This window comes from Pedococcus sp. 2YAF34 (assembly GCF_052114585.1).
Lineage (GTDB): Bacteria > Actinomycetota > Actinomycetes > Actinomycetales > Dermatophilaceae > Pedococcus.
Genome location: NZ_JBFRFA010000013.1, coordinates 86,479 through 98,159, shown reverse-complemented (window position 1 = coordinate 98,159; position 11,681 = coordinate 86,479). Strand labels below are relative to the sequence as shown.

12 protein-coding genes are annotated in these 11,681 nt (G+C 73.9%); 4 read left to right on the top strand and 8 right to left on the bottom strand.

All coding sequences use genetic code 11. The features are described from left to right. From AB4Z02_RS09530 to rimP, 4 genes are all read right to left on the bottom strand, one after another. On the bottom strand, positions 1-299 hold a 299-nt coding region (locus tag AB4Z02_RS09530), incomplete at its 3' end, for a translation initiation factor IF-2 N-terminal domain-containing protein (protein ID WP_441970575.1). A gap of 145 nt (positions 300-444) precedes the next feature. After that, on the bottom strand, positions 445-687 hold the full coding sequence (locus AB4Z02_RS09525; protein ID WP_235531440.1) for a YlxR family protein: 243 nt from the start codon (positions 685-687) through the stop codon (positions 445-447). Between the two features lie 137 nt (positions 688-824). After that, entirely contained in the window at positions 825-1,931 is a 1,107-nt protein-coding gene (nusA, locus tag AB4Z02_RS09520) for a transcription termination factor NusA (RefSeq protein WP_056883701.1), read from the bottom strand. A 1-nt stretch (position 1,932) separates the two neighbouring features. Next, entirely contained in the window at positions 1,933-2,535 is a 603-nt protein-coding gene (gene rimP / locus AB4Z02_RS09515; protein ID WP_200949240.1) for a ribosome maturation factor RimP, read from the bottom strand. A 132-nt stretch (positions 2,536-2,667) separates the two neighbouring features. Between rimP and AB4Z02_RS09510 the strand changes: the two genes are divergently transcribed. From AB4Z02_RS09510 to AB4Z02_RS09500, 3 genes are all read left to right on the top strand, one after another. After that, complete coding sequence (locus tag AB4Z02_RS09510; protein WP_441970573.1) at positions 2,668-3,735, top strand: DUF4439 domain-containing protein; 1,068 nt, start codon at positions 2,668-2,670, stop codon at positions 3,733-3,735. Then, positions 3,732-4,676 (top strand): aminoglycoside phosphotransferase family protein, encoded by a 945-nt coding sequence (locus tag AB4Z02_RS09505; RefSeq protein WP_441970571.1) that lies wholly within the window; start codon positions 3,732-3,734, stop codon positions 4,674-4,676. Before AB4Z02_RS09510 ends, AB4Z02_RS09505 begins: the two co-directional genes overlap by 4 nt. 83 nt (positions 4,677-4,759) lie before the next feature. After that, complete coding sequence (locus AB4Z02_RS09500) at positions 4,760-5,635, top strand: LLM class F420-dependent oxidoreductase (protein ID WP_441970569.1); 876 nt, start codon at positions 4,760-4,762, stop codon at positions 5,633-5,635. A gap of 19 nt (positions 5,636-5,654) precedes the next feature. On the opposite strand, the gene AB4Z02_RS09495 is transcribed toward AB4Z02_RS09500, so the two are convergent. Continuing rightward, complete coding sequence (locus AB4Z02_RS09495; protein WP_441970567.1) at positions 5,655-6,347, bottom strand: response regulator; 693 nt, start codon at positions 6,345-6,347, stop codon at positions 5,655-5,657. A gap of 3 nt (positions 6,348-6,350) precedes the next feature. Then, a complete protein-coding gene (locus AB4Z02_RS09490; RefSeq protein ID WP_441970565.1) occupies positions 6,351-7,982 on the bottom strand; it encodes a sensor histidine kinase in 1,632 nt (543 codons plus the stop codon). A 143-nt stretch (positions 7,983-8,125) separates the two neighbouring features. On the opposite strand from AB4Z02_RS09490, the gene AB4Z02_RS09485 reads away from it, so the two are divergent. Then, positions 8,126-9,532 (top strand): cation:dicarboxylate symporter family transporter, encoded by a 1,407-nt coding sequence (locus AB4Z02_RS09485; RefSeq protein WP_441970563.1) that lies wholly within the window; start codon positions 8,126-8,128, stop codon positions 9,530-9,532. A gap of 120 nt (positions 9,533-9,652) precedes the next feature. Here AB4Z02_RS09485 and AB4Z02_RS09480 read toward each other — a convergent pair whose 3' ends face one another. Together AB4Z02_RS09480 and AB4Z02_RS09475 are read right to left on the bottom strand one after the other, a co-directional pair. Continuing rightward, positions 9,653-10,423 carry a YqjF family protein gene (locus AB4Z02_RS09480; protein ID WP_441970561.1) on the bottom strand — a complete coding sequence of 257 codons (771 nt, stop codon included), beginning with the start codon at positions 10,421-10,423 and terminating at the stop codon, positions 9,653-9,655. Continuing rightward, positions 10,420-11,652, bottom strand: a complete 1,233-nt coding sequence (locus tag AB4Z02_RS09475) for an NAD(P)/FAD-dependent oxidoreductase (RefSeq protein ID WP_441970559.1) — start codon at positions 11,650-11,652, stop codon at positions 10,420-10,422. The genes AB4Z02_RS09480 and AB4Z02_RS09475 overlap by 4 nt, the downstream gene beginning before the upstream one ends. Between the last annotated feature and the right edge of the window lie 29 nt (positions 11,653-11,681).

The window sequence follows — 11,681 nt, the reverse complement described above, 5'->3', positions numbered from 1 at the left end:
GCCGCGGGGGCGGCAGCCGGGGCGGACGGGGTCTGCGCCGCAGGTGCGGCGGGGGCCGCCTCGGCAGCCGGCTTGGCAGCAGGGGCTGCCGGTGCCGGGGCCGCCTTGGCGGGCGAGGGCTTGGCGCCCGCGGAACGCTTCTCCGCGGGGAACGTCTCGGTCGCCTTGCGGACGACCGGTGCCTCGATGGTCGAGCTGGCGGTCTTGACGTACTCGCCGATGCTGTTGAGGTGGGCGATCAGCGTCTTGCTGTCGGTGCCGAGCTCTTTGGCGAGCGCGCTTACACGGACCTTGGCCACGTTTCTCCTGTTCCTGGTCCGTGCCAGGACAGGCGCGGACCGTCGTTACTGCTGGGGGGAGCTCATTGCTGAGTTCTCATCGGGTGCTCATCAGCGTCAAACCCGCTTTCGGTTCCCATAGCGATGGACGGTTGGTTCGCGGTGCTCATCCTGCGGTGGTGCCGGCCGGGCCGCCGTGCGGCGACTCGGTGTGGGCCTCGACGTAGGCCACGACGGCTGCCGGGTCAGGCCCGGAGCCGACACGCAGCGCCCGGCCGAACGCCCGGCGGCGCAGGGCCTGCTCGAGACACTCCCCCGTCGGGTGCAGCCATGCGCCACGCCCCGGCAGGAGGCGACGCGGGTCAGGCGCCAGCCGGGTCACCCCGGCATCGTCCGTCTCCGCGACCACTCGCAGGAGGGCCGACCAGCTATCCGTCCCGCGGCACCCCACACACGTCCGGGTGGGTACCCGGGTCGTGGAGCGGGGGGTGGTGGTGCGTGCTGCGGTCCGGAGTCCAGTCCGGTCGGTCCCCACCAGTCTATCCCCTACTGGCGCCCGGGTGCGTCACCCGTGCTGCTGCGACGCCCTGCGGACCCCTCGGAGGCCCCCGTACGCGGCGCACCGCGCCCCGCGCTCGAGGCGCCGGCGGGGTCGGCCTGGGTGTCCGGGCGGATGTCGATGCGCCAGCCGGTGAGCTTGGCGGCGAGGCGGGCGTTCTGGCCCTCCTTGCCGATGGCCAGGGACAGCTGGTAGTCGGGCACGACGACCCGGGCGGAGCGCAGCTGCGGGTCGACGATCTCGACCGACTCCACCCGCGAGGGCGACAGGGCCGCGGCCACGAACGTCCGCGGGTCCTCGGAGTAGTCGACGATGTCGATCTTCTCGCCGTGCAGCTCGGTCATCACCGCACGGACGCGGGCGCCCATCGGGCCGATGCAGGCGCCCTTGGCGTTGAGTCCAGCGACCTTGGAGTGCACGGCGATCTTCGTGCGGTGACCGGCCTCACGGGCCAGGGCCGCGATCTCGACGGAGCCGTCGGCGATCTCGGGCACCTCGAGGGCGAAGAGCTTGCGCACGAGGTTGGGGTGGGTGCGCGACAGGCCGATCTGCGGTCCCTTCGGCCCGCGGCGCACGGACACCACGAAGCAGCGCAGGCGCTCGCCGTGCACGTACTTCTCCCCCGGCACCTGCTCGGCGAGGGGCAGGATCCCCTCGACGGTGCCGAAGTCGACCGTGACGTGGCGTGGGTCGGGGCTCTGCTGGATGACGCCGGCGACGACGTCACCCTCACGGCCCTTGAAGTCGCCCATGATCGCCTCGTCCTCGAGGTCGCGCAGGCGCTGCACGATGACCTGCCGCGCGGTCGCGGCGGCGATGCGGCCGAAGCCGGTCGGGGTGTCGTCGAACTCGGGCCCGAACTCGCGGGGCGGACGCTCCTCGCCCTCGGCGGGCTCGGGCGTCTCGAGCTCTTCGCGCGCCCACACGATGACGTGCCCGGTCTTGCGGTCGAGCTCGACGCGTGCGTGGCGGTAGGAGTCGTCGGTGCGGTGGTAGGCGACGAGGAGGGCCTGCTCGATGGCAGGGATGAGGATGTCGAGGGAGATGTCCCGCTCGCGCTCCAGGGCCCGCAGGGCGGTCAGGTCGATGTCCATGTCAGCTCTCCTCGGTGTCGTCGTCGGTCTCGTCGACGTCGTCGTGCAGGTCGGTGTCGTCGTGCTCGTCACCGTCGTTGGCGGGGCCCGGCGCTGCGCCGGGGCGGGAGAACTCGACCTCCACGGCGGCCCGCGACAGGGCGGAGTACGGGTGCTGCTCGGTGCGTGCCGGCGTCTTCTTCGTGGCCGGCACCTCGACGGTGACGCCCTCGTCGTCGGCGCTCACCAGCCGCCCGGTGACCGGGGCCCCCTCGAGCGGGGTGAGGGTGACGAGGCGGGTGATGTTGCGACGGTAGTGACGCGGCTCGGTCAGCGGCCGGTCGACGCCGGGCGAGGTCACCTCGAGGGTGTAGGGCTGCTCCCCCATGGCGTCGGCCTCGTCGAGGGCGTCCCCGATCGTGCGGGTGGCGTCGGCCACCTCGTCGAGGCTGAGGGGGTCGGTGGCCGTCGTGGTGGGACCGTCGGTCGCCTCGAGGACGCGGTCGATCCAGATGCGGACGAGCCGGCGCTTGCCGGCGGGCGTCACGGCCACGTCCTCGACGAGCAGCCCGAGGGCCGCGAGGGGGCCTTCCACCGCGGGACGAATCTGGTCCTTGACGCTCAACTGACTCGTCCTCTCTGAAGTTCTGGTGGTGGTGCGCGCCCACTCTATCCACGGCGCAGGCGCGATGCATGCCAGCACATCCCTGCCACAGCCCTGCACGGACGGGCCGCACCCGCGTGCCATGATCGGCGCATGCCCGAGCACCGACCCGGTACGCCGTCGTGCCCGACGCGGCGGGACGTGCTCGCCGCGGGCGCCCGGTTCGGGACCGTGGCCCTGGTGTCGGCGCTGGTGTCGGCCCCGCTGGCTGCGTGCGGGATCCGGCTCGAGGGCGACGCACCTCGGGGTGGCGGGGCGCCGGAGCGGCGGCCGCTACGGGGCGAGCCCTTCCTGCTCGCGCTGAGGCGCCACAGCCTGGACCTCGCGGCGGAGGCGAAGGCCCTGGGCGGCCCGGCCAAGGCCCTGCCGGCGCGGCTCGCCGTCCTGCACACGCGCCAGGCGGAGGTGCTGCGCACCGAGCTGCTGCGCCTCGGCGTACCGGTCTCGGTGGTCGACGGCGCCGAGGAGCCGGACGGCACCGCCACCACGACCTCACCCTCGGCCGGCCCTTCGTCCGGCCCTTCGTCCACCCAGTCCTCTGGTGCCTCGTCCGGGGCGACCGCGGGGGCGGTCACCGGGCCCCAGGCCCTGGCCGCCTCTGAGGCCGGCGACCTCGGTCCCGCGGCGATCACCGACCTCGCCGGGGTTCCCGCCGAGGTCCTCCCCCTGGCGGGGGCCCTGCTCGCGCAGCGTGCGGCTGCCGCGGCCCTGCTCGGGACGCCGACGACCTGGCCGGAGCCGAAGTGGTCCGAGCCGTCGCTGGCGGCGTCGTACCTCCAGAGCACCCGCGCTGCCGTGTACGGCTTCCAGGTCGTCGCGGCACAGTCCCCCACCGGCGCGCAGCGGACTCTCGCCCGCACGACCCTCGCGGTCCTCGAGGCCCGCCAAGGACGCCAGGAGGCGCTGGCCGGGCCGGCCGCAGCGCCACCCCCCCTCGCCTACCCGCTGCCGTACCCCGTCGCGACGCCGGCTGCGGCCCGCAAGCTCGCGGCCCACCTGCTCACCGAGCTGCTGGCCACGGGGGCCCGCGACCTCGGCTCGACCGGCGGTGAGGCCGGGCCGCTCGGCGCCGTGGTGCAGTGGCTCGCCGACACCGAGGTCCTGGCCTCACGGTGGGGCGTCGCCCTGACCCCCTTCCCCGGGCTCGTGGCACCCGCGTGACCCGCGTGCAGGACGCGGCGGCGCTGCTGCCACCGGCCTTCCTGGCGTTCGTCCAGCGCTTCACCGCCGAGGAGGGCGCGGTCGGTGGACCGTCCGGGAGCGCGTGGGCGGCCGGGCTGCCGAAGCTGCTGGCCGACCTGCTCGACGACTGGGACCTCACCGTGACCGGCCCCGCACGCACCGGCCGGACCTCGGTCGTGCTCCCCGTCCTGCGCGAGGGGGCACCCCTTGCCCTCAAGGTCGGCTGGCCGCACGTCGAGGCGCGCGACGAGGCCCTGGCGCTGCGGCTGTGGGACGGCCACGGCGCCGTGCGGCTCGTGGCCGCGGACCCGCACCGCAGCGCGCTGCTGCTGGAGCCGCTCGACAGCAGCCACGACCTCCGGGACCTCGACGTCGACGCGGCCTGTGAGGTGACCGGCGAGCTGCTGGCCCGGCTGCACGTCCCGGCCCCACCCCAGGTCGGCAGGCTCTCGGCCCACGTCCGTCGGCACGCCGCCCCGCTGCTAGGGGAGGGCTCGGTCCTGCCCCGGCGCATGGCCGAACGCACGGCGGGACTGCTCGACGACCTGCTCTCCGACCCCGCCTGCGACGCGACGCTGCTGCACGGCGACCTTCACAACGAGAACGTCCTGCACAGCCTCCCCGGCTCCGACCGCCCGGCGTGGGTGGCGATCGACCCGAACGCCGTTGCCGGCCACCCGGGGTTCGAGGTCCAGCCGCTGCTGCGCAACCGCCGCGACGAGCTCGGGACCGGCTCGGCGTTCCGCTACCTGGTCCGGCGACGGGTCGAGGTCACCTGCGACGCGGCCGGCATCGACGAGGACGAGGCGCTCGAGTGGTCCTACGTCCACACCGCCATCAACGCCGGCTGGGCCGCCAAGGACGGCGACGCCGACGAGGTGACCTTCTGCATCGCACTGCTCAAGGCGCTCGACGGCTGAGGCCTCGCCGCGGCCACCGCGGCAGCTGCACGACGCCCGGTCCCCGACGCGCCGAGGGCGGGAAAGGGGCGCAGACTTCGACCATGCGCTTCGGATTCCACTTCCTCGACTTCACCATCCCGCAGGGCCCGGCGTCGTACGCCCCCGCCCTGCGCTCCACTGCGGCAGCGGCAGAGGCCGCCGGCGCCTCGTGGCTGACCGTGATGGACCACTACTTCCAGATGGAGTTCTTCCGCACCGCCCACGACCCCATGCTGGAGGCCTACACGACGCTCGGGTTCCTGGCCGGGGCGACCGAACGGGTCAAGCTCGGGACCGTCGTCACGGGCGTGACGTACCGGCACCCCGGGCTGCTCGCCAAGATCGCCACCACCCTCGACGTCGTGAGCGGCGGTCGGGCGTTCCTGGGCATCGGCGCCGCCTGGTACGAGCGCGAGCACCTCGCGCTGGGCGTGCCCTACCCGCCGGTCGCCGAGCGGTTCGAGCGCCTCGAGGAGACCCTGCAGATCGTCCAGCAGATGTGGAGCGACGACGAGGGGCCGTTCGAGGGGAAGCACTACCAGCTGGCCGAGACGATCAACGTGCCGCAGCCGCTCACCCGGCCGCACCCGCCGATCGTGGTCGGCGGCAGCGGGGAGAAGAAGACGCTGCGGCTGGTCGCGCAGTACGCCGACGCGACCAACCTGATCGTCTCCGGCGCGGACGAGCTCGCCCACAAGCTGGAGGTGCTGCGGCGCCACTGCGACGACGTGGGACGCGACTACGCGACGATCGAGAAGACCGTCATGGGGCCGCAGGGTGACCCGCTCGGCGACGTCGACGGCTTCCTGCGCACCGCACAGGCCTATGCGGACCTCGGGGTCGAGCACATCCACCTCCGGGCGATGGCTCCCGACCCTGCGGCCACGGTGACGGCGTTCGGCGAGCGGGTGGCGCCCCGCCTGGCCGAGATCGGCTAGGCCCCTGGCCCTGGCCCTGTCACCCGGCCCAGCGGTACTCGACCTCGGGGCGCCCCTGCCCCGCGTACCGGGAGCTGCGCACCACCACCCGCGCGTCGCACAGGTACTCCGCGTAGCGGCGGGCCGTCACCCGGCTGACCCCGACGGCCTCGCCCAGCTCGCTCGCGGACAGGCCGCTGTCCCTCGTGCCGTCACGCAGGGCCCGCGTCACCCGGCTGAGGAGGTCCTCGCTCATGCCCTTGGGCACCGACGCGCGCGGCGACGGGCGAGCCCCGGCGAGCACCTCGTCGACCTCGGCCTGGGTGTCGACCCGCGCCGAGGACGGCAGCTGGCGGCGGTAGGCGAGGTGGGCTTCGAGCCGGTCGCGGAGGGTGGCGAACACGAACGGCTTGAGCAGGTACTGGACGACGCCGAGCGACACCGCGCCGCGGACGACCTCGAGGTCGCGGGCCGAGGTGACGGCGATGACGTCGGCCCGGTGGCCGGCGGCGCGCATCCGGCGGATCACGTCGAGCCCGTGGCCGTCCGGCAGGTTCATGTCGAGCAGCACCACGTCGACCCGCGTCGCGGCCAGGGCCTGGAGGGCCGCAGCGGCCGTGCCGACCGTGCGCGCGACCGCGAACCCGTCGACCCGCGCCACGTAGGCGGCGTGCGCCTGGGCGGCGACCGGCTCGTCCTCGACGACCAGGACCTGCAGGGGCGTGTCAGCCACCGGTCACCACCCCGCGCCTGCGGGACCGGCCACCGGCAGGCGCACGGTGAACACCGCGCCGGGGCCTCCGTCCACCGACAGCGACCCGCCGAGGCGGCTGACGCTCTGGGACACCAGCGCCAGCCCGATGCCGCGCCGACCCTCCTGCCCCTCGTCCTTGGACGACACCCCGCGCTCGAACGCCTTCGCCACGGCGCCCGGGGGCAGGCCGGGGCCGGTGTCGGCGACGGTGAGCACGACGTCACCACCGTCACGGACCGCGTCGACCCGCACCTGCCGCTCCCCCGGCTCACCTGCGACGGCGTCGAAGGCGTTGTCGATGAGGTTGCCCACGATGGTGACGACGTCGCGCGCCGGTAGGGCGTCCACGGGCCAGACGGCGCCCTCGCCGATGCGCAGGTCGATGCCGCGCTCGCCCGCCTCGGCCGCCTTGCCGAGCAGGAGCGCGGACAGTGCCGGCTCCTCGATGCCGGCGACGACCCGGTCGGTGAGCAGCTGCGAGAGCTCGAGCTCCTCGGTCGCGAACTCCAGCGCCCGGTCGGGGTGACCGAGCTCGATGAGCGAGACGATGGTGTGCAGGCGGTTGGCCGACTCGTGGGCCTGCGAGCGCAGCGCCTCGGTCAGCCCGCGAGCCGAGTCGAGCTCGCCGGTGAGGTGCTCGAGGTCGGTGCGGTCGCGCAGCGTGGCGACGTGGCCCAGGGCGCGACCGTCCCAGCGGGCCGGCGCGGTGTTGAGCACGAGCACCCGGGCCGCGGTGACGTGCAGCTCGTCCTCGCGCGGCGTCTCGTCGGTGAGCGCGTCAGTGAGCGGGCCCGAGAGCCCGAGGTCCGCGACGGGCTGCCCCACCGCGCCCTCGCCGAGCCCGAGGAGCCGGACGGCCTCGTCGTTGGCGAGCCGGAGCCTGCCCTCGAGGTCGATGAGCAGCAGCCCCTCGGTCACGGCGTGCAGGACGGCGTCGTAGTACTCGACCATCTCGCGCAGCTGCCGCTCCCCGAGGCCGTGGGTCTGGCGCCGTACGCGGCGGGCGACCAGCGCCGTCGCGATCCCGGTGAGCACCGCTGCGGCGAGGCCCGCGCCGAGCAGCGCGACCAGCTGGCCCTCCAGCCGGCGGCTCACCGCCGCCTTGCGTATGCCCACCGCGACCAGGCCGACCACCGGGCCGTCGTCGCCGGCGCCCGCCCTGACCGGCACCACCGCGCGGCGGGACGGACCCAGGGTGCCGGTGTAGTCCTCGACGACCGTGCCGCCGCGCTGCGCCTGCTCGATGTGGCCGATGAACTGCTTGCCGATGAGCGAGGTGTCCGGGTGGGTGAACCGGGTGCCGGTGGGGCTCATGATGACCACGAAGTCGGTCCGGGTGTGGCGTCGCACGTCCTCGGCGAAGGCCTGCAACCGCCCGGCACGGTCGGCGGTCTGCACCGCGGCCACCACCTCGGGGGCGCTGGCCACAGTCCGCGCCACTGCGAGCGCCCGCGCCGTCGCCTCCTGGGTGCCCGCGCGCTGCGCCTGCGCGTACGCCGCGCCGGTGCCGATGCCGACCACGAGCAGGGCGACGAGGACCTGCAGGGCGAAGGTCTGGGCGGCGACGCTCCACCGCCCGGGTGAGGGGGCCCAGCGGCCCGGGCTCAGCGCCATACCGCCGCACCGGGGACCCCGGCGGGGCCGTGGGCCCACCGGAACTCAAAGAACACAAGGGTGACCCTAGCCACTGCGGCGCCCATACTCGTCCGGAGTTCACCCCTCCCGGCCTGCCCGGGACCGAGTCCACTGGAGAACACGTGAGCACCGCAGCCGACAACGCCGTCGACCGCCCGGCACCCCGCCGTGACCGGACGCACTACCTCTACCTCGCGGTCATCGTCGCGATGGTCCTGGGCATCATCGTCGGGTTCGCCTTCCCCGACTTCGGGATCAAGCTGAAGTGGCTTGGCACCGGCTTCGTCAACCTGATCAAGATGATGATCACGCCGATCATCTTCTGCACCATCGTCCTCGGCATCGGCTCGGTCCGCCGGGCCGCGCAGGTCGGCAAGGTCGGCGGCCTGGCCCTCGGCTACTTCCTGACCATGTCGACCTTCGCGCTCGCGATCGGCCTGGTGGTGGGCAACATCGTCAAGCCCGGCGCCGGGCTGCACCTCACCGACGCCCTCGCCAAGACCGGCCAGGCCCAGGTCGGCGAGAAGAGCGAGAGCACGGTCGACTTCGTCCTCGGCCTCATCCCCGACACGCTCGTCTCCGCCCTGACGGCCGGCTCGGTGCTCCAGGCGCTGCTGGTGGCCCTGCTGGTCGGCTTCGCGCTGCAGAAGATGGGCCGCGCCGGTGAGCCGATCCTCGTCGGCATCAAGCACTTCGAGCGGCTCGTCTTCCGCCTCATGGCGATGATCATGTACGCCGCGCCGATCGGTGCGTTCGGCGCGATGGCAGCCGTCGTCGGCGCCACCGGGCTCGACGCGCTCAAGAGCCTGGCCCAGGTGATGATCGCGTTCTACATCACGTGTGCGCTGTTCGTGTTCGTCGTCCTCGGCCTGGTGCTCAAGGCCTTCACCGGTGTCAACGTGTTCTCGCTGCTGAGGTACCTGGGTCGCGAGTTCCTGCTCATCCTGTCGACCTCGTCGTCGGAGTCGGCCCTGCCCCGCCTCATCGCGAAGATGGAGCACGCCGGGGTCTCCCGTCCCGTCGTCGGCATCACCGTCCCGACCGGCTACTCGTTCAACCTCGACGGCACCGCGATCTACCTGACGATGGCGTCGCTGTTCATCGCCGACGCCATGGACAAGCCGTTCAGCCTCAGCCAGCAGATCTCGTTGCTGCTGTTCATGATCATCGCCTCCAAGGGCGCCGCCGGCGTCACCGGCGCTGGCCTGGCGACCCTGGCCGGTGGCCTGCAGTCGCACCGCCCCGACCTCGTCGACGGTGTCGGGTTCATCGTCGGCATCGACCGCATGATGAGCGAGGCGCGGGCGCTGACCAACTTCGCCGGCAACTCGATCGCGACGGTGCTCATCGGCCACTGGGTGGGCGAGCTCGACCGGCCCCGGCTCGACGCGGTGCTCGCCGGCCACCTGCCCTTCGACGAGTCCACGATGGTCGACGACGACCACGGGTCCGCCCGGGTGGACGGGACCGACCAGGTCGACGAGTCACCGGAAGGCGACCGTGCGGAGAGGGTGCCTGCCGGGCGCTGACCCGCACCACCGTGACCACCCGGCCACGACAGCTGGCGACCTGCCGGCTGTCGTGGCCGGTTCGGTGTCCGGGCCACCCCTGCTGCCCGGGCGCCGGACGTGGTGGCCGGTACGGCGCGGTCAGAGGCGCTGGGGGAACCCGAAGGTGGTGCGCACCCCGGTCGAGAACAGCACGCTCGCGGGCGGGGTCGTCCGGGCGAACGTGCCCAGCCCTGCAGCGACGACCAGCTCGTCGTCGAGCTCCAGCACCTCGGCGGACCGCAGCGGCCAGGGCCCGTGGGTGTTGGGCACCCACAGGGACTGTCCCGCCACCTGCGTGTGCAGGCCGAACCGCGCGGTGAGGAAGAGCTCGAGCGGCGATGGCTCGCCCAGCCGCTCCCCCACGCGCACGGTGATGCGCGACCGTGGCGGGCGGCCACCGGCAGCGCGCGAGCGGGTGAACCGGCGGGTGGTGTAGGTCAGCACCCGGCCGTCGCCCTCGTCACCACCGGGAGCGGCGTGGTCGCGGACCTGCATCGACGCCCACTCGTAGGGGACGTTGAACCCGAGCCGGGCTCCCAGCACGACGAGCAGCCGCTGGGCCTCGAGCGACAGGAAGGTGACGCCGTGCCGGCCCCGGTCGTCGACGGAGTACACGCGCACGTTGGTCTCGGCGAACGTGCCGAGCCACGGCACCGGTGGTCCCGTGCCGATGCCGGCGTCGACCATCCGGAACGGGATCAGGCCGACCCAGGCCGACCCGTCGAAGATGTCCGGGCGGACGCCGCGGGGCAGCAGCGGGGCGAGCAGGGCGGGCTCGACCGGCCAGTGCAGGAACGAGATGTCGCGCCACCACTGGCTCATGATCTGGTGGGTGGGCAGCGGTGGCCCCTGGGGGTCGAGGGGCTTCACCGCGGGCCGCCTTCCACCACCACGCCGAGGTGGGCGCAGACCGCATGCGCCGCGCGTCGCCCGGACACCATGGCGCCCTGGATGGAGGAGGTGTCGCGGTGGTCGCCCGCGACGAACCGCCCCTCCCCCAGGGCCACCGGCCGGCGGACGACCAGCGGCGGCGGGACGAACGGCAGGGCGTGGGCGACGTCGTGGCGCACCAACAGGTCCCATCCCGCGGCCGAGGTCGACCAGACCCGGCCGACCTCGCGGCGCACCAGCTGCTCGTCGTCCGGGGCCGTGGCCAGCGTCGTCGCCTGCACGAGGCGCCGTCCCGGAGGGGCGTAGGAGGGCGCGGCGTCGGAGACGACGGCAGTGTTGACGACCGGCCCCCGGGCGCCGTCGACCCGCAGCCACCGGCTCGTCGGCACCGGGTCGCTCGTCGAGAACCACCAGGTGCGCAGACCCTGCGTGGGCACCGGGGCAGCGATCCCGAGCTCGGCCGCACCCGCCACGTCGGTGGCGACGACCACCGCCCGCGCAGGTACCTCCCCTCCGTCGGTGCGCACGGTCGTCCTGGACCCGAGCGTGGCCCGGGTGCCGAGCCGTACGGGGCGGCGCAGCCTGGCCGCGAGCTGGGCCGGCACGGCACGCATCCCGCCGCTTGGGAGACCGGGCGTCCCGAGCAGGAAGGACCGCAGCAGGAGGAGCACGAAGGCCGCCGACGTGCGGCCCCTGCCGTCGGCGAGGACCCCCGCCAGGAACGGCTCGAGCACCTCGCGCCTCAGCGGGCCGTCGACGCCCGCACGGTCGAGCGACTCGGCCAGCGAGCAGTCCGGGCCCGACTCCAGCCGCGCCACGGAGCCCAGGCTGGGTGCTGCCCAGCGGGCGAGCCGGGCGACCTCGCCGGGGGTGACCAGCCCGCTCGCCAGGGTGCGGAGCAGCGCGCCGGGCTCGCGCCGCGGGTCGGCGAGCAGGGCGGTGACGCCGTCTCGCCGCACCTCGACACCGGCCCCGAACTGTTGCAGCGCAAGGGCTTCCACGTCCAGGTGTCGGCGCACCGCAGGGTACGAGGGGTTGAGCAGCTGGAACCCGACGTCGCACAGGTGCCCGTCGACGACCTCGGTGCGCACGCGGCCGCCGACGACGTCGCCCGCCTCCACCACGAGCACGTCGAGGCCCTGCTCCTCCAGGACCACCGCACACACCAGCCCTGCCAGGCCCGCTCCGACCACCACGACGTCATGCATGGACTCACGGTGCCACGCGCGGTCGCAAG

Coding starts and splice junctions, on each gene's coding strand:
- AB4Z02_RS09475 (WP_441970559.1), bottom strand. CDS start 11,652: ATGCATGACGTCGTGGTGGTCGGAGCGGGCCTGGCAGGGCTGGTGTGT.
- nusA (WP_056883701.1), bottom strand. CDS start 1,931: ATGGACATCGACCTGACCGCCCTGCGGGCCCTGGAGCGCGAGCGGGAC.
- AB4Z02_RS09490 (WP_441970565.1), bottom strand. CDS start 7,982: ATGGCGCTGAGCCCGGGCCGCTGGGCCCCCTCACCCGGGCGGTGGAGC.
- AB4Z02_RS09510 (WP_441970573.1), top strand. CDS start 2,668: ATGCCCGAGCACCGACCCGGTACGCCGTCGTGCCCGACGCGGCGGGAC.
- AB4Z02_RS09500 (WP_441970569.1), top strand. CDS start 4,760: ATGCGCTTCGGATTCCACTTCCTCGACTTCACCATCCCGCAGGGCCCG.